Here is an 18,983-nt window from a genome sequence, read left to right on the forward strand (position 1 = left end):
CGGGAACGATGCCTGTGCGCCGCTGCGCGGGCGTTACAAGGCGCATCGCGTCTTGGATCGAGTGGCATGGATGCGATGCTCATCCGGTCGCGCCCGTCTCGAAGATCGCGTCGAGCGCGTCCTCGAATTCGAGGCTCGCGACGCCCTGCGCAGTGCGGTCGGGCGTCGGGTCGCGGCCTGGGGCGTAGAGCGACTCGAGCATCGAGGCGAACTCTTCGTCGTGCGCGCGTTCGCTGTCCGGCGTCGCCGGGTAGCCGATCGTCAGGCCTTTGATCTTGATCAGCACGCGGCCTTCGGTATCGATCGCATCGATGTCGACCACGGCGCGGCCGTCGTGGCGGCCGCCGCCGCGCGCCGCGCGAACCCAGATCGAGCCTTCGCCGGCACCGCCCGGGGCGAAAGCGACGCGTTCCAGCGCGAGCAGGACCGTTGCCGAGGGCGGGACGCCGGTGCCGTTCAGATGGTCGAGGCAGGCCAGATGCGAGAGCGAGAGCAACGCGAACATGTCCAGCGCGTCGGCGGCGGCCGAATCCGCTGCGCCATCGGGCCGCGCCGGCAAGCGAAACTCGAGCAGCTGCTGTCGTTCGCCGCGAAGACAGGCGACAACGCCGTCCGGCAGGCGGTCGCGGACCATGCCAGCATCGACCAAGGCGCCATAGACGTTCGCGGCGGAGTGGACTTCGCCGCGGAACAACGCGCGCAACTGAGACAGATCGATGCGCTCCGGATCTTTGCCCGTCTCGTAGCGGCCGCTGCCTTCGCACAGCACCGACTCGCCGTCCGCGCCCGAAGTCTTCACGTCGAAGTCGAACTCGCTGTCGCCGGTAGCGTACAGATCCGCGGACACGGTGCCGCCCTGTGTCGCGGGCTCGCAGTCCGCCCATGCCAGAGAACGCAACTCGATGCGCGCCTTGTGTCCCCGGTCGCCGAGGGACTCGCGCACCGCCAGCCGCGCCATTTCGAGCGGCAACAAGTCCGGCAGTCCGGCTTGGGGGCGCAGAGCCGTTCCGCGCAGCGATTTTTCGAGTACCGCACTGTCCGACGCGAACGACTGCCGCCCGAACACCGAGACATTGCGATGCAGCAGCGGATGCACGACGGCTTGGTCGCCCGCCTTCTTCTGCTCGGGTGAGATGCCGAACCAGTACCGCTCACGCGCGAAGGCGTAGGTCGGCAGCGCGCAGCGGCGCATGGAGTAACCGGCGTACAGCGCCTTCCAGTCGGGTTCGTGTCCCTTGAGCCATACATCGAGCAGCGCCGTCAGATCGCCCTCGCGCAGCCACTGCGCCACGGTTTCCGCGTCGGTGGCGACGATGTCCGCCTTGCGGCGCACGCTGGATTGGCGCGCCCCGGCCGTAGCGGCGTCGCCTTCGACATAGGCCTGCAGCCGTTCGACCAGCTCCTGCGCGCTTGCCACGACGAGCGCCATGCGTTCGGACATGACATCGCGCCCGACCTGCAGCGTGTACGCCACATCGGCGATGTCTTCCTGCGGATGGCCGCGCAGATGCGCCAGCAGACGCGTGGCGTTGGCGCGCAAACGCTCCGCGTTCTTGGCCGAGAGTACGATGAGATAAGGGCCGCTCGGACGTGCGCGCGGCGTCGTCTGGTCCGCGAGATATTCCTCCAGCACCACGTGCACATTGGCGCCGCCGAAACCGAAGGAGCTGATGCCGGCGCGGCGCGGATACGCACGACCTTGTCCGTCGGCCGCCGGCTCCCACGCCTGGGTCTTCTCCACCGGATAGAAAGGCGTGTTGTCCAGATTGATGTAGGGATTGAGCTTCTCGAAGTGCAGCAGCGCGGGAATCTGCTTGTGCTTGATGGACAGCAGCACCTTCAGGATGCCGGCGATGCCGGCCGCGGTTTCCAGATGGCCGATGTTGGTCTTGGCGGAGGTGAGCCCGATGTGCGGCGTTTCCGCCGGCGGGAGCTGATGCTTGCGGTACAGCTCCGAGAACGCTTTCTTCATGGCTTGGATCTCGATCGGATCGCCCAGGCTGGTGCCGGTGCCGTGGCATTCGAGATAGCCGACGCTGCGCGGATCGATTTCGGCCTTTTCATAGGCTTCGACCAGCAAATCCGCTTGCGCGTTGGGATTCGGAGCGGTCAGCATCGTGACCTTGCCGCCGTGGTTCTCGGCGGTGGATTTGACCACCGCGTAGATATGGTCGCCGTCGGCGATGGCGTTTTCCAGCGGCTTGATCAGGATCGCGCCGGAACCTTCGCCGCGGACGTAGCCGTTCGCGCGCGAATCGAAGGTCTTGCACTTGCCGTCGTCGGCCAGCATGCCCGCCGCGCCGAAGGAGATGTGGCCCGCGGGTGTGAGCATGACCTGCACGCCGCCGACGATCGCCATGTCGCAGCTGCCGGTGTGGATCGATTCGATCGCGCGGTGCAGCGCCACCAGCGAACTCGAACACGCGGTGTCTAGCGGCGCGCTGGGCCCGTGAAGGTTGAGCAGGAACGACACGCGATTGACCAAGATCGCGTGCGAGGTGCCCGAGGCGGAATAGCCGTCGAGCTCGGCCTGGCTCGTCGCCATCAGGTCGATGTAGTCGCGGGTCGCCGCGCCGACGAACAGGCCGGTCTTGGTGCCCGCCAGATCGGAAACGCGATGACCGGAATCCTCGATCGCGCCCCACACGCTCTCCAGGAAAATCCGCTGCTGCGGATCCATCATTTCCGCTTCGCGCGGCGAAATGCCCCAGAACAGCGGATCGAACTTGTCGACCTCGCGCATGAAGCCGCCCCACTTCGAGCGGGTTTTGTTCTTCTCGGCCATCGGGTCGCCGTAATACGCTTCCCAGTCCCAGCGGTCCTTCGGGACCAGCGTGACCATGTTGTTTTCGGCCTTGCTCAGCTTGTCCCAGTACTCGTCCAGCGTGTCGGCTTGCGGCATCACGCCGCTCATTCCGACGATGGCGATCGGCCGTTCGGTGAAGCGACGCTCGGGCGAGAAGCGGCCCGTATCCGCGGGGGGCGATGCGTCGCGCAGCGTGAGGGCGTTCTTGGGCGCGAACAGCGGTTGATCCGGAACCGCCTGGGCCGGGCCGATGGATGCGGCGTTGACGGCCGGCGACGGCGCGCCCGCCTGCGCATGCACGCGAAGCATCTCTTCGCGGTGATCGTGGGCCAGATGTTTGGCGATTTCGCGGATGTTCGGATATTCGAAGAACAGGACCGGCGTGATGTCCAGACCGTATTTGTCGTTGACCATGTTGCTGAACGAGGTGAGCCCGATCGAATCGAAGCCCAGGTCCAGTAGGATCGTGTCGAGATCTACATCGTCGGCGTCGATCTTGAGGAAATCCATGACGATCCGCGACAGCGCGTCCTGGACCAGGATCGCGAGATCGCCGTCTTCGCCGGCCGCTGCCGCAGGCGCAGCCGCGGACGTCGTTGTGGCAGGCTTGGGCGCCTCGGCCGCGCCGATGCCCCACGCGCGCTCGACCTTGTCCTTCACACCCTGCAGCACCGCGAGCTGCGGCAGATCGCTGTGCAGGCCCCGCATCAAGGCCTGGATGCCGACCTCGCGCCGCAACGGCCGGATGCCGAGATTGCGCTCGAAGAACAGCGCGGTCTGCTCGTCCAGCTGCATACCGCCCTCGGCCCAGATCGACCAATTGAGGCTGAGCGCCTTGCCGCGCCGCTGTCCGGCGCTCGTGCGCGCATTGCGCTGCGCGGCGAACGCATCCATGAAGTGGTTCGCGAACGAGTAGTCGCTCTGGCCGGCATTGCCCGCCAGCGCGGCCAGCGACGAGAACATCGCGAAGAAGTCCAACGGTTCGTCGCGCGTCGCGTCGTCCAGCAACACCGAGCCGAGGATCTTGGGCGCAAACACGGCCTCCATGTCTTCGCGCTGCTTGTTGCGCAGATAAGCATCGCGCAGAACGCCGGCGCTGTGGATGATGCCGTGCAGTTCGCCATAACGGTCTTTGCACGCGCGCACGAGCCTTTCGACACCCTCACGCTTGGATACGTCGGCCGCCACGTACGCCACTTCGGCGCCGGCGGCGCGCATGGATTCGAGCGCCGCTTCGGTTTCGGGCTTGAGCGCGCCGCGGCCGCTCAGCACCATCCGCGCCTGGAACTGTTTCGCCAGATGCTCGGCGAAGATCAGGCCCAGACCGCCCGCGCCGCCGGTGATGAGGTAGACGCCGCGATGCCGGATCGGGGCCGAATCGGGCGTCGGAGCGGTGGGCTCCGGACAGCCCTGGATACGGCGCAAATAGCGCACGCCTTCGCGGTGGCGCACCGCGAGAGCCTTGGTATCCTCGCCGAACTCCGCCGCGATCGCGGCCACCGACGCCGGGTCGAAGCCGGGTTCGACGCCCGAATCCGCGCCGACGATTTCCACGACCTTGCAGGCGAGTTTCGGGCACTCCGCGCGCAGGATCGTCGCGAATCCCTGAATCGCCTCGTTGTGCGGTTGCGTCGCGTCGGGCGCGCTGAAGTACAGATACTGCAGGCGGACATCGGCCTCGCATTTCTGAGCGATGACCGCCTGGGTGAGGTACAGGAAAGCGTAGACGCCGCGGTCTAGCGCCCGCAGCGTGACGTCTTCGGCCGGAAGATCGCCGGCGTCTGTGTCGGGCAGCGCGGACCACGCGAAGCACACGTGCAGCGCGGCATCGGACCGTCCGCGCAGGACCGAAAGCAGCGTGTCGAAATCCTCGCGCTTGCCGGCATCGATGCGATAGCGATGGGCGTCGATGCGGGCGAAACCGTCGCCGGGCAACACCGCGATCAGCATGCTGGGATCGCCGCCCGACGCCGCCAGTGCGGCCCGATAAGCGTCGTGGCTGGCTTCGTCGGGGGCGAACAGCACGACGGTCTGCCGCGAGGGCTCGCTCGTAGGGTCGGGCAGCGGCGACGATTGCCAATCGGTGCGGTAGTACAGCGTCGGGAACGCGGCGTCGGCATCGCTCGCGGACGGCGCCGCGGACGCGGAGCCCGGCTTTTCGTGCACGTCGAGCAGCGGCACGCCAACGGAATCGCGCACCTTCACCAGCACCCTGCCCCGCTCGTCGACGATGAGCACGTCCATCTTCGACACGTTGGACGATTTCTTCGCGTCCTTCGTCTCGGTCACGTAGCTGTAGCAGACCTGCGTGAGCGGATGCAGGATTTCCACTTCGCCCAACGAATACGGCACGAACATCTCGCCGCCCGCGTCCGCGAGCCGCGCGGCCATCGCCGCCTGGAACGAGGAATCGACCAGCGAGGGATGCAGCACGAACTCGTCGAAGCGGGTGCCATCCAGCGCCGGCATCTTCAGCGCGCCCAGCACCTCGAACGCGGCCTGCGGATTGCGGCGGACTTCGGTCAGCGCCTGGAAGCTGGGCCCCAGGCCCAGGCCGAGCGTCTTGAACAGCGGGTAGGCGCGTTCGCCGTCCATGACCTTTTCGCAGCGTCCGCGGATCGCCGACAGGTCGACGTACTCGTCTTCCGCCGCCTCGTCCTGGGTCGTGGCGTAGAAAAGTTTGCCCTGGCAATAGAGCTGTTTTTTGCCGCCGTCGCGTTCGCTGAAGACCTCGAACACGACCGAGTCGCCGGCGGGTTTTAGTTCGATCAGCACTTCGTTGGGAATCGCGTCGCGCACCGTCAGCGGGCTGACCCAGAGGATGTTCCTGATCCTGCGGACCTTGCGCCCCGCGGCGATCTCGCCCGCCTTGCGCGCCAGATCGAGATAGGCCACGCCCGGAAGCGTCGGGATGTCGGAAACCAGATGGTCGTAAATGAAGAACTCGCGGTCGGTGAATACTTTGCGGAACACCTGGCGCTCGAACGTGGATTCGTTGCTGTCGATCAGCGGATGCAGGCCCGCGACGTGGGCGGTCGCCGCCGGGCCGATCGCGCGGCCCTCGGCGGGTTCGAGCCAGTGGCGCTTGTCGGCGAACGGGTACGTCGGCAGCGAAATGCGCCTGCCCTGCCCGCCGGCCTGCATGCCCTGCCATTCGGACACCAGGCCGTCGATCCACAGCTGCGCCAGCTTCATCGGATCGCGCGATTTCGCGAGCAGATCGACGAAGGCGTCCTTTTCCCTGCGGTTGAGGATCTTGGTGATGCCTTCCGCATTCTTCACATGGCCGACGAGGATGTGCTCGTCGCGCGTACCCGCCAGGAAGGACTGCAGCCTGTCGGCCAGCCGCTCATGGCTGTCCGCAAGAATGGCAACCCGGTGATCGAACGACTTGCGGCCGAGCTGCAGGGTGAAGGCGATCTCGTCGAGGCTGGGAGCGGATGCGCCGTCGCGGTGTTTTTCGAGGAAGGAGTTAAGCCGCGTCGCGACCTGCCGCAACTGTTCCTCGTTGCGCGCGGACAGCGGGAAGATCCGCAGTCCGCGCTCCGTCGGCACGCGGTCGGCGGTTAGCGCGGCGTCCTCGATCGCTTCGAGAATCACGTGCGCGTTGGAGCCGCCCGCGCCGAAGGAGCTGATGCCGGCGCGCAGCGGCTGCGGTACGCCGTCGATCTCTTTCGCTTGCCAAGGCGCCAGCGCTTGCTGGACCACGAACGGCGACTGCGCGAAGTCGATGAACTCGTTGAGTTGCGCGGAATGCAGCGACGGCACCAGGGTGCGGTGACGCATCTGCAGAAGGGTCTTGCACACGCCCGCGATGCCCGCGGCCGCTTCCAGATGGCCGATATTGGTCTTGATCGAGCCGATCGCGCAGCTCTGCAGAGCGACTCGGTCTTGCTCGAACGCCTGATTGAGGCCGGCGATCTCGATCGGATCGCCCAGTTCGGTGCCGGTGCCGTGGGCTTCGATGTAGCCGATGCTGCGCGCGTCCACGTTGGCCTTCTTCAGCGCCATGGTGACGACGTCGCACTGCGCCTTCGAGTTCGGCACGGCATAACCGCTGTTGCGTCCGCCGTGACTGACCGCGGAGCCCTTGATCACCGCATAGATGTTGTCGCGGTCGCGCCGCGCCTGCGACAGCGGCTTGAGCAGCAGCGCGCCGACGCCCTCGCCCGGCACGTAGCCGCTGGCGCCGCGACCGAAGGCGCGGCACAGGCCTTCTTCCGACAGCAAGCCGCCGGCGACGGTGATTTCCTGCTTGCACTGGTGCACGTCGAGATTGACGCCGCCGACCAGCGCGGCAGCGCATTCGCCGCGCCGGATGGCATCGCAGGCGAGATGGATCGCGGTCAGGCTGGCCGAACACGCGGTGTCCACCGCGATGCTGGGGCCGGTGAAGTTCATGAAATAGGAAACGCGGTTGGCGACGCTCCACAGGAACGAGTTGGCGATCACCGGGTTTCCGGCCAAACGCTCCTCCGCGCCGACCATCTGGTACATGGCCCACACCGCGCCGACGTATACGCCGATCCGGCGCGCGCCCAGTTCGTCGCTCTGGAAGGCTTCGGGGTAGTAGCCGGCGTCTTCCAACGTTTCCCAGGCGACTTCCAGAAACAAGCGCTCCTGCGGGTCCAGCGTCTCGGCTTCGCGCGGCGAGATGTTGAAGAACAGCGAATCGAAACGGTCGAGGTCGTCGATAAAACCGCCGCGGTACCGACCAAGCGCATCGCGATTGCGGCGGCGGTCGAAGCGCGACTGCGGAATCTCGCCGATGCAGCAGCGGCCCTGGGTCAGATTCTCCCAAAGCTCGTCGGCGTTCCTGGCCTTCGGGAGACGCGCGGCCATGCCGACGATCGCGATGTCCATATCGGCCGGCATCGGTGCGTCGGACGCACGCGAGGGAACGGCTTCGGCGCCATGCTCGCTGTCCGCCGCGCTCGGCTGCGAAGCGTGCGTCGCCGAGGCGTGCGTGGCTGCGCCTTGCGGATACAGGACGGTGGGACTGCGCGCATCGTCCGAGGGGGCCAACGCGCCGCTCTGAGGCGACAGCAGCCGATAAAGCGCGAGCCGGGCGTTGATATCCCCGACGCCTTCTGCGGCGCTGAGGTCGGGAATATTGACGATGCGCGCGAACGCATCCACCAAGCGGTCGCCCAGCCGCTTCACCTCGTCGGCCGCCAGCCCCGCGGGAATGGCCAGCCTGACCAGATGATTGAGCGAGGTGTTCTGCTGCATGCCGACGCTGTGCGCGCCAGCGCGGATGCCCGTGGCCAGATAGAGCCATGCCAAGAACGACGCTACCGGCGCGGCGAGATCGCGAAATTCTGGAATCCGCTTGACATCGATCAACACGCAGTGGGCCGTCGCCGGATGCGCGACAGGCAACTTGTGTTCCGCCAGACGCGCCGCCAGCGAACGCACGGCATCGACGCGGCGCCGGACCTGGGTCTCGATGTAGCCGCGGTTCTGCAGCGATGCCGCGACGCACTTCTTCTCGGTGACATCCAAGGCTTTGCCAGCACGCTGTTGCAACGCCTGCAGCCGGTCGTGCAGCGCCTGATCGTTGGTGGCGATCAGGCCGCCCTTGTTGACGCAAAAATCCTTGGCCAGACTGACGACGACCGCGTCGGCCTGCGACAACAGGGCCTCGGAGACCTGCCACGGCGAGGCGTTGCGCCATTCGGGGTCGTTGTCGATGATGGCCAGCGCATTCTCGAGGACGCGCGTGGCATCCAGGACCAGCGGTATCTGGCGCTCCCGCAGCAACGCTTTTACTTGTTTGAGGTGAGCCAGCGACACAGCTCCGCCGCCCGTGGCGTTGTCGGTCAGTTCGATGCAGACGAAAGCGATGTCCGCGCCCCGATCCGCGATCTGGGCCTGCAGCGCGGTCAGATCGAGATTGCCTTTGAAGGGCGCGTCGGACTGCAGGTCGAACGCATCGACGACCGGGATTTCCAACGGGAAGAACCCGTTGTCGATCTGGTGGTAGATTGTGCTCGGGAACAGGATGTTCTGCGGCACCTGCCCCTTGTTCTCCCACGCCTGACAGAACAGCGCTTCGGCGGCGCGGCCCGATTCGGCGAGCGTGAAGTGCTTGAACGGAAACACGCGGCGCAAGCCGGCGTTCACGTCGATAGGCCGCTGGATCTGGGCGAACAGGGCCGCCATCTGTTTGTCGATGGCGGCCAGGCTCAGCTGCGCCCAGGAGTCGGTCTTTAGATCGAAGTCGACTTGCGCGGCGGGAATGTTCTGCGGGTTGAACCCGGCCGTTTCCAGCGCCGTCCAGCGCGGGCTGGATGCGATGTCGACCGCTACTGTCGCGGCGGCCGTCGAGGTCGGCGGCGCAAGCGACGCATTCGCTTCCGCAGCAAACGCTGGTACAGGCGCGGCATCGTCGGCCGGCGGTTCGTCGCTGTCCGTGAGCGACGGATCGGCGATCATCAGAATGATGTCGAGAACGTTGTCCGCCCTGCCCGCGTCCACGGCCCGGCACAGGAAGATGTCCTTGCTCTCGGGGCGGAACTTGTTCTTGAACTGGAGGTTGCCCGCGTCGTTGAAGATATTCTGCTGGCGCAGGTCCTCGAGGACGCTTTCGATTGCCGGATCCGCGTCGGGAGAATCGGCGAGCTTGCAGCCGTAGGTGCCGCCGAGGCTGAAGACGGCGCAACCTTCGTCGCGCAAGGTGCGGATGATGTTGACGATCCCGTATTCCAGCCCGCCGAGCGGCATGTCCGGCCCGTAGAACTCCAGATCCATCAGGTAGCCGGCACCGGCCGCCATCGGCGATACCAGGATCGCGTTCTGCAGGACATCGTCGACGTAGGTCAGGAACAGCCGGTGCTCGCGGTCGAGCGTGCCGGCGAGGATCTCGGCCTTCACGATGTGGATCAGCGGATTGACCATCGTGCGCGTCGCGCACCACCGGTCGATGATGGCGGCGATCGCCTCGGCGGTCTTCGCATCGCTGCCGCAGGCATATTCTTCGGTACGGCAAGCGCCGGCGCTCGCGAACTTGGACACCAGATAGCGCAGACGCTTCATCTTCTGGCCTTCCAGCGTGAAGGACGCCAGATCGGTCACGCGCTGCATCACGCCGAACGGCGTCGCGGAAAAGCGCTTGCCGCACAGTTCGGGCAGCCGGTCTTCCACGAACAGATTGAACTGCAGGCCGTGCGCGTCGCAGTACCGGTACAACTGTTCGGCGAGTTGCGGGAAATGCTCTTCCGGGCCGGTATAGCCGTAGGCCAGCAGGATGCCCCTGCCCTTGCCGCAGTTGAAGTAGCCTCGCTGCGCGTCGCCGAAGAACAGCAGCGGCGCGATCATCGCGGTACCGCGCGACACCGAGGATTCGTTCTTGTATCGGCCGAAGATCTCGAGCCGGCGCTGTTCGAGCTGCGGATAGCGATGCAGATGCCTGAGCGCGACCATCGCCGGCAGCCGCGCTTCGCCCGCGGGGCTTGTTCCGGCCCGCGCCGGAGCCGCATGCGCCTCGGCGGTGTTCGATGGAGTCGGTTTCGCTTGCGGCACGGACTCCGACGGCGCGAGTTCCGGGAATTTGCGCATCAGCACGCTCGCATGCGCCTTGACGAAATATCGGGCGAGATCGCGAACGTTGAAGTTCTCGAACAAAAGCGTCTTCGGCAACGTGCCGAAGTCCTGTTCCAGCCGCTTGAGTATCTTCAGGACCAGGAACGAATTGACGCCGAGCTCGCCGAACGGCGTTTCCGCGTCGAACACCAGCGCCGTATCCGCCGCCTCGCAGATCAGCGACTTCAGATAGTTCTCGGTGCGCTCCTGCAGGGTATCGTGGTCCATCATTGGTCAGCACCCATTGCGTTGCGTTCCCGGCGCCAGGTCTTTTGGGCGCCACGTCGAATCAAAGCCAACTGAAGATCGGATAACGGCTCTGTCAGCCAAGAAACCCGTGTTGTTTCGTTGCTTATCCGCGATCCAAAACCTTCGGCGCGCCGCATCCGGACCGCGTCGCCGCTGGCGCTCACGACGGCTTCCAGGCAAAGGTCAGATCTCGATGACGATCTTTCCGCACGCATGACCTTTCTCCAGATGACGGATGGCATCGGCGGCGTTCTCAAGCGAGTAACGCCGATCGATGATCGGGCGGAACATCTTTTGTTCAAGCAATCCGGCGAGCGTCGCCAGATCCTCGGCGGTGCCGGCTTTCGACACCAGAAGCCAACGATGTCCGCGGTCGACCAGCGGCATCGCCAATACGTTCAGCGCGAGCCGCAGCGGACCGATCCAATGGTTCGTGCCGGTTCCTCCCACCCAGACGAACCGCCCCTGCGGCACGAGCACGCGCCGGCAGCGACGCAGGGTTTGGCTGCTGACCGTGTCGATGATCGTGTCGTAGCGGGTGGATCCCGCGGTGAAATCGTGCTTCCGGTAGTCGATGACGTGATCGGCGCCGAGGTCGTGCATCAGTGCCCGCTTGGCTTCGCTGCACACGGCGGTGACGGTGGCGCCGAAGTGCTTCGCGAGCTGCACGGCGTGCACGCCTACCCCGCCCCCCGCGCCGTTGATCAGCACATGCTGGCCGGACGTCACTTGGCCGTAGTCGCGCACTGCATAGAGCGCGGTGCATCCGGCCAGCGGGATCGCGGCGGCTTCGGCGAAACCGATGCTCTGCGGCTTCTTCGCCGCGACCGCTGCGTCGACGCACAGGTATTCGGCGAGCGCGCGGGTGCGCCCGGCGGAGAAGTCGGCGATCTGCCCGAAGACTTCGTCGCCGACGCGAAAAGCGGCGACATCGTCTCCGACCGCGTCGACGACCCCGGCGAAATCCAGGCCGATGCCCTGATTCTTCGGTCGTTTCAGACCGATCTGAAACCGCAGCATGAAGGGGCTTCCGCGCACAAGATAGAGATCGGCAGGATTGACCGAAGCGGCGCGCATGCGGATGCGCAGCTCGTTCGGGCGCGGCGCCGGCATCTCCGCGTCGCGGAACTGCAAGACATCGGGCGAGCCGTACTCGTGGTAGACGACGGCCTTCATGCGCTCGCCCTGATGTCGGTCTCGATCTTGACGATCGTGCCCTGAGCCACCGCGACCAGCATGGACTCGCGATTGCGGATGACGTAGACCTTGCACTCGCACACCGCCTGCCTCAACGCGAAAGACAGCACGGTGGATTTGGCGACCAGCAGCTCGCCGATGGTCGGCATCACGTAATTGATCTTGAACTCCGAGGTCACGCAGTTGCCGAGCACGGTCGCGCCGGCGAAGGTCAGGCAGTTGTCGGCCAGATAGCTGACGACGCCGCCGTGCACGAACCCGTAGCTTTGCTTGAAGTCCTCGCGGATCTGCAGCGACAGTTCGGCGTAGCCCTCGGACAACTCGCACAGTTCCGTGCCCAGCAGCCGGCTGAAAGGCTGCGACACCAGCACCTGCTGGCCCATTTGGAAGAATCCGCTCAACGCGAGGCCCTCCCCGCGGAATATGAGGCGCCGCCCGAGGCGTATGCGGCGCCGGCCGCGTCGTTCACGCCGATCTGCTGCAGCGCGCTGCGGTAGGTCCGCTCGTCCCTGCCGAAGGAATTGATCGCATCGCCGAATGTCGAAGCGCTGTCGGCCGGCAACAGGTACTTGACGAACGTCGCGAGCGTTCCGCTGGGGCCGACATCCAGAAAATGGAAGTCTCCCTCGTCGAGCAGGCTGCGCACCGTGGCGCCGAATTCGACCGGCTGGCGGAACGTGGTCCACATCCGCCGCATCCAGTCCCTCGGATCGCGGTCGCCGCGGTACACCCGGCCGTCCACGCACGACACCATCGGCGTGCGCAGCGGCGCGAAATCCAGCTTATCCGCCAGCGCCATGAACGGTGCTTCGAGGGTCGAGTGCATTCCGGTGTGGAACCCGTACTTGACGGCCAGCGTCTGATGCACCACGCCGTCGCGGGCCAGCGCTTCGCGCAGCGGCGCGACCGCTTCCACCGGGCCGGTAACGACGAGATGCCGGTCGAAATTGCGCGCGGTCACCCAGCAGCCCGCGAGCAGGTCGGCATAGTGCGTTTCGATGTCGGGCACGCCGACCACCGCCAGCATCGTCGCCGACGGGCTCTCGGCTTCGACCAGCCGGGCGTACTCGACCGCGAAGCCGATGCCCTGCTCGATGGTCAGCGCTTCGCCGACGATCGCGGCGGCGAGTTCGCCCAAGCTGTAGCCGAGCAGATAGTCTGGCTTGGCGCCCGCTTCGATCAGCACCCGCGCCAGGCTGAACTCGAACGCGACCAGCGCCGGACTGGTGTGCAGCAAGCGGTCGAACGGCTGGCCTTTGTCGCCTTCGCGGTACAGCACATCGCACAGCGAACCGCCGATCAGCGGCGCCGCGATTTCGTCGCAGTGCTCCATCCACAGACGGAATCTGGGGTGCCGGTCGTAGAGCTCGCGTCCCATCTGATGGTACTGCGAGCCTTGCCCGGAAAACATGAAGACGAGAGGAAGGCGCATGGACGGTCAGGCCGCCGAAGCTTCGTCGATCGACAGTTCGTCTAGATCGAAGTAGCCGTTGAAGCCCTCCATGTAGACCGCCGCGCGATGGCCGAACAGCACCACGGCCGGAGTGCGCGTGATCAGCGCGCCGTGCTCGGCCATCAGCGACTTCACGCCGGTGCCGACGGGATGGCGGCTGTTCCAGGCGGCGACCTTCTGCTGTGCGAGCGCCAAACGGTCGTGGTGCGCGCCGCCATGGGATTGCGCAAGCGCGCCGCCCGCATGCTCGGCGGCGTTCGCGGCTTCGATGCTCGCGACCACGGGTTTTTCCTTGGCGGGCGCCCGCTCGGCGGCGGCCTTCGCCGCGATCTGCCTGATCTTGAGGATCATTTTCGCGAGCACGTCGCCATGGCCGATCTCGACGAACTCCATCGCATCCGACAGCGACATGAGGTGGTGGATCGTGTCGCTCCACAGCACCGTGCTGGAGATCTGCTTCGACAGGTACTCGGCGACGGCGGCGTCCGGGTACGGCTTCGCGGTCAGGTTCGCGATCACCGGAATCTTCGGCTTCGAGAATTTGCGCTTCTTGAGGAACGCCTCGAATTTCCGCCTCGCCGGCATCATCAGCCGCGAATGGAACGCGCCGCTGGTGTTGAGCGCAACGTACATCACCCGGTCGAACTGGAAGATCTCCTGGCAGGCGGCGATGTCGGCGCTGGGCCCGGAGATAACGATCTGCAACGGCGTGTTGTAGTTGGCGATGTCGACATCGCCCAAGCCCTTCTCCTTGAGCAAAGCCTCGATCTGCTCGCGAGGAGCATTGACGATGGCGGCCATCGCGCCGTCGGCCATTTCGCTCATCAACTCGCCGCGCTTCTTGACCAGCTTCAGGCCGGTTTCGAAGTCGAAGCACTCGGCCGCCAGCAGCGCGTTGAACTCGCCGAGGCTGTGGCCGGCGAGGTAATCGGGGGTTTCGCCGGTGTCCTGGACCCGCTTGTAGTACGACAGCGCATTGACGACGTACAGCGCCGGCTGGGTGAACTGGGTCTTGCCCAGCTCGCGCCGCGGATCCTCGAGACACAGCTCCTTGATGGAGTATCCGAGCACCGCGTCGGCCTTGGCGGTCAGCTCCGGAAACGCATCGAACAGGTCGCCGCCCATGCCGCGCGCCTGCGAGCCCTGCCCCGGGAACATGTAGGTTTTCATCGAATCCTCCTGGAAGAAGCGCATGTGCAAAAGTGTTGGCGATCAGCCGCGTTGCAGGCAGATCGCGGTATTGATGCCGCCGAAGCCCATGCTCATGTTGAGCGCGCGCTCGACGGCGTGATCGATGGCGGTCGCGCCCACCCAGCGCAGCTCCGCGTCTATGGGGTTGTCCAGATTGCGCGACGGGTGCAGGCGTCCCGCCTGCATCTGCAGCATCACCGCGATGAGTTCGACCATGCCGGCGGCGCTGAGCGCATGCCCCACCAGCGATTTGGTCGTGTTGAGGTAGGCGCGATCCAACCCGCAGGCGCGCAACGCGGCCAGCTCGGTCTCGTCGCCGACCATCGATGCGGTGCCGTGCGGATTGACGTAGTCGATCGCCTCCGCGGGCAGTCCAGCCATCGCCAAGGCGGCGCGGATCGCGGCGGTTTCGCCTTCCAGCGACGGATTGGGATTGCGGTTGGCGTCCCAGGCCATCGCCCAGCCCTTGAGTTCGGCGTACGGCGTGCGCGTCGCGTCGGACGCGCGGCGCACGACGATCGCTCCGCAGGCCTCGCCGAAGATGAAACCGTCGCGGTCGCGGTCGAACGGCCTGCAGGCCCGCTCGGGCTCGCGCGCGTAGCGGTCCGAGCCCATCGCGCCGAGGGAACGGAACGCCTGACATTCGAAGAACGAAAGATCCATCAGCGCGCCGAGCGCGATGCAGACATCGACTTGCCCGGAGCGGACCGCTTCGATCGCTTGTATCGCCGCCAACTGCCCGCTCGCGGATGCGCCGCCGACGGTCATGGCGAGGCCGCGGATATCGAAGGCTTCGCTGCATACGCCGCACAGATCGGTGTCCATGAACGTCATCGCATGCGTCGGACGCAGGAACTCCACCTGGTTCTGATACTTGGCCTGGATCAGCGCCAGCTCGCGCTGCTGGATGTTGGACCCGCCGACGATCAGGCCGATCCGGCGCGGATCGACGGCATCGAGCCCGGCGTCTTCCCAGGCCTCGTGCAGCGTCGTAAGCGCGACCTGCGCGGACCAGGACAGGTTGCGCAGCCTCGCCGCGGCGATGGCCTCGGGAACCCGCAGATCGGCGATCTCCGCACCGATGAACGCAGCGTCGTCGTCGGCGGCCGGCTTCTGCCGGCCGGGGCGCCGCATCGCCGCGAACCGGTGCTCGCCGGCCAGCAGCGCATCGGTGAAATCACGACGCCCTTGGCCGATCGACGCGGTAACGCCGATTCCGGAGACGACGATGGGGGTGGGCTCAGCAGTGCGCATAGTCGGAGCGTTCGGTCCTGGGAGCGTTTCGCATTCGTGGAGCGCAGGTTCAGAGCCGGGCGTGCAGCAGCGTCGCCAGCTCGCCCATGTTCTCGGCCTTCGCGAACTCGATCATCGGCGCCTTCAGCGACAGCGATTCGAGCGCCAGCATCACCACTTCGGAGCGGTCGATCGAGTTGGCGCCAAGTGCGCGCAGGGAGTCGGTGAACTGGAATGCGTAGTCGTCCAGCCCGGGCACGACCTCTCGGGTGTGGCCGACGACGACGGTGAAGACATCTTCAAGAGTCATGGCGATCTCGGTGGTTGAGAAGACGTTGGCGGAAAGAATCTGAGGGCTGGGATACGGCGAAATTCGGCTTGAGTATTCGATGCAGCGGTTGGTCGTCGGCGAATTGGTCCTGTGCGTTCACGCGCCGAACAGCGTGGCGATCTTCTCCTTCACCTCGGGCTGGGCGAAGGTCACCGCGTGCATTTCGACTTCTTGGGCGATCGTGGCGGGCAGCGCCTGCCGCAACGGCGCGCTCAGATGGTCTTTGAATGCGACCAGCGAGACGCGCGGCTTCTCGGCCAGCGTCTGCGCGAGTTCCAACGCATGCGCTACCACCCGGTCGCGCGGGACCACCGGAAACGCGATCCCGCGTTGCTGCAGTTCTTCGCCGCGGTAGTTGTTCGCCGAGAGCATCATTTCCGTGGCCAGACCCAAGCCCAGTTTCTGCGGGAGGATGAAGGTCGCGCCCATGCCCGGAGTGAAGCCGTAGCGCATGAAATTAGCGGTGTAGATGTTCTCCCGCCCCAGCACCACCAGGTCGGCGAACATGCCCAGCACGAATCCGCCGCCGATGCCGTGCCCCTGCATCGCGGAGATCACCGGCACCGGACAGTGCAACGGCAAGCCGTAGAGCGCGCGGTCGGTGAATGCGCCGCGGCCCTGCGACAGATTCATCAGTTGCTCTTGGGTCCCGCCGCTCGCGAAATAATTGTCGTAGCCGGTCAGCACCACGACTTTGCACTCCGGCAGCCGCTCGACCTGCGCGAACGCATCCATCAGGCCCTCGGTGAGCGCCTCGGAGAACGTATTCTTGCTCGCGCGGTCCTGCATCTTGATCTGCACGATCTGCGGAGCTACGAACTGCAGGTCGACGGCCTTCTCTGCGCTCACGCCGCGCCCTCCCACGGGAACTGGCCGGTCTTCACGTAGCGCGAGATCCTCTCCAAGTTCTCGACATCGGAGAAAACTTCGCGATTCGCCGCCAGCGCCATCGGCTCGGCCGCGGCGATGGACGCCTCGATTCCGCTCATGTAGCGCTTGTAGCGCGCAACGCTGGCCTTGTTGAGCCGGCGCAGCCGCAGCAGATGCTTGCGCAACAGGTTGTCGCTGTTGTCCTCGAAGGCATCGACCAGCCCCCACTCGCGCGAGACCTGCACCCCGACCGGCTGGGTCGACAGGGTCATGGCATTGGCCTTCGCGAAACCGATCCGACGCACCAGGAACGGCAGCACGCAGGCCGGCATCAATCCGAACAGCAGTTCCGAGAGGCTGAACACCGCCGCGGAATCGGCGAGCACGATGTCGCAGGCGGCGACGAAACCGATGCCGCCGGCGTTGGCTTTGCCGCGGACATGCGCGATGGATACGTACGGCCCGGTCGCCAGACGCCGCCAGACGTCGTACAGCGGCTTGGGATCCTGTTCCGGCACGCCGCCGGAGTCGAAGCTCTTTTGCAGCTCGGCGAAATCCGCGCCGAAGCAGAAGACCTCGGGCAGGCCTTCGATCACGACGATCTTCGCGCGCGTCTCGCACACATCCAGGGCCGAAGCGAACTCGGCGATAAGACGATCGTTGATCGCGTTGTTCGCTTCCGGCCGGTGGATTTGCACATACGCGATGTCGTCGTCGAAACGCACGCGCAACGCAGTGAATCCGGCGCTGTCGATCGAGCGGCCGTCCATCAGCCGACCCACTCGTATTCGCGATGGAATTCCTTGATTTCCTTCAGGAACAGCACCGGCTTGCCCATCGCGCTGCGGGCCCGGGCGATGAAGCCGCCATCGAGCGCGACGTTGCGCGTTCCGAACCGTACCGCATTGCTGCCGACCAGAAGGCGGTCGTATTCCTCCATCGTCAGTTCGATGCGGCGGTCGAGATGCGCCTGGATGCCCATCGCCCGCAGACGGTCCTGGCCCTCCTTGCGCACTACGCCGCTGAAGAACTCCGAGCAACAGCCGGAGCCGTAGGAGAAGGCGCCGATGCGCTTGGGCGTTTCGAAGTCGCCGTGGTCGATGGTGCTGGCGATCGCCAGCGCGGTGGTCGCGCCCATGATGTTGGCGACGCGCTGGCAATGGATCATGCCGGGCGTGACGCGGCGCTGGAAATCGTCTTCGATCTCCTGGGGCTTGGCCCGCGCCATCTTGCGCATCATATTGCGGTGCGCGCCCTTGATCATGCCGCCGAACGGGCAGTGATAGGCCAGATAGGTGAAGGTGCCGGCGAAATCCGCGTCCGGGACGCGCTTTTTGTATTCGAGGAAGGCGTTCTCGCAGCAGTCCAGATAGGAAAGCAGCGACAGGTCCGAATCGCCGGCGTCGCCGTCGACAGTGGGACGGCAGGTGTCCATGACTTCGTAGCCGTAGTAACCGTTCGCGCCGACGTCGACCTGGAAGATGTGCGGCTGGTCGCTGATCAGCATGGCGACCGCGCCGGAGCCGTTGCTGGGCTCGGCGAACGACCAGTCGGCGGTCAGCGCGTCGCCGCCCTCCTCGACCATGAAGCGCGAGATGTCGGTGGCGAGCACCAGCGCCTTCGCGCCCGGCGAGGCCTGCGACAGCACGAAGTTCACCGCCATCTGGATGCCGGCCGCACCGGAATAGCAGGCGTTCTTGATCTCGAACAAACGGCAGTTGCGGTTCAGCCCCAACAGCGAATGGCAGTAGGTGCTCATCGACTTGCCGAAGTCGAAGGCCGACTCGGTGCAGGTGATCACCATCTCGATGCGGTCGCGCTCCTCGGGGCTCAGCGCATCGACGATGGGCTTCGCGGCGTTGACCGCGAAGGTGATCGGATCTTCGTACGGCAGCGCGACCGTCTTCTCCTTCATCAGCAGGTTCTCGAACCGGGTGGTGTCGAGCCCGCGATGCTCGGCCAGCTTCCTGACGTCCAGGAAGGCCGTGCCGGCGAACACGTTCATTGCTTCAATACCCACTGCTTTCATGCTGTTCCTCTCCAAGAACCGAATGTTGTCTCGTGTCGCC

The 18,983-nt window shown here is 65.6% G+C and carries 10 protein-coding genes; all 10 read right to left on the reverse strand.

Annotation, left to right across the window (positions count from 1 at the left end; translation table 11 throughout):
- Window positions 1-79: 79 nt before the first annotated feature.
- Window positions 80-10,621: an SDR family NAD(P)-dependent oxidoreductase gene (locus J5226_RS17050; RefSeq protein WP_215835630.1), complete on the reverse strand. Its 10,542-nt coding sequence runs from the start codon at window positions 10,619-10,621 to the stop codon at window positions 80-82.
- Window positions 10,622-10,822: 201 nt separating this feature from the next.
- Window positions 10,823-11,815 carry an NAD(P)-dependent alcohol dehydrogenase gene (locus J5226_RS17055; protein ID WP_215835631.1) on the reverse strand — a complete coding sequence of 331 codons (993 nt, stop codon included), beginning with the start codon at window positions 11,813-11,815 and terminating at the stop codon, window positions 10,823-10,825.
- Window positions 11,812-12,237, reverse strand: coding sequence for a PaaI family thioesterase (locus J5226_RS17060; protein ID WP_215835632.1), 426 nt, complete (start codon window positions 12,235-12,237; stop codon window positions 11,812-11,814). Before J5226_RS17060 ends, J5226_RS17055 begins: the two co-directional genes overlap by 4 nt.
- The gene (locus J5226_RS17065) at window positions 12,234-13,268 is read right to left on the reverse strand and encodes an acyltransferase domain-containing protein (protein WP_215835633.1); all 1,035 of its coding nucleotides are present in this window, start codon (window positions 13,266-13,268) and stop codon (window positions 12,234-12,236) included. Before J5226_RS17065 ends, J5226_RS17060 begins: the two co-directional genes overlap by 4 nt.
- A gap of 6 nt (window positions 13,269-13,274) precedes the next feature.
- Window positions 13,275-14,459 (reverse strand): ACP S-malonyltransferase, encoded by a 1,185-nt coding sequence (gene fabD, locus J5226_RS17070; RefSeq protein ID WP_215835634.1) that lies wholly within the window; start codon window positions 14,457-14,459, stop codon window positions 13,275-13,277.
- A 42-nt stretch (window positions 14,460-14,501) separates the two neighbouring features.
- A complete protein-coding gene (locus J5226_RS17075) occupies window positions 14,502-15,734 on the reverse strand; it encodes a beta-ketoacyl synthase N-terminal-like domain-containing protein (protein WP_215835635.1) in 1,233 nt (410 codons plus the stop codon).
- A 49-nt stretch (window positions 15,735-15,783) separates the two neighbouring features.
- Entirely contained in the window at window positions 15,784-16,023 is a 240-nt protein-coding gene (locus J5226_RS17080) for an acyl carrier protein (RefSeq protein ID WP_215835636.1), read from the reverse strand.
- A 117-nt stretch (window positions 16,024-16,140) separates the two neighbouring features.
- On the reverse strand, window positions 16,141-16,893 hold the full coding sequence (locus J5226_RS17085; protein WP_215835637.1) for a polyketide synthase: 753 nt from the start codon (window positions 16,891-16,893) through the stop codon (window positions 16,141-16,143).
- Window positions 16,890-17,684, reverse strand: a complete 795-nt coding sequence (locus J5226_RS17090; RefSeq protein ID WP_215835638.1) for an enoyl-CoA hydratase/isomerase — start codon at window positions 17,682-17,684, stop codon at window positions 16,890-16,892. Before J5226_RS17090 ends, J5226_RS17085 begins: the two co-directional genes overlap by 4 nt.
- On the reverse strand, window positions 17,684-18,943 hold the full coding sequence (locus J5226_RS17095) for a hydroxymethylglutaryl-CoA synthase (RefSeq protein WP_215835639.1): 1,260 nt from the start codon (window positions 18,941-18,943) through the stop codon (window positions 17,684-17,686). The genes J5226_RS17090 and J5226_RS17095 overlap by 1 nt, the downstream gene beginning before the upstream one ends.
- Between the last annotated feature and the right edge of the window lie 40 nt (window positions 18,944-18,983).

This window comes from Lysobacter sp. K5869 (assembly GCF_018847975.1).
GTDB lineage: Bacteria > Pseudomonadota > Gammaproteobacteria > Xanthomonadales > Xanthomonadaceae > Lysobacter.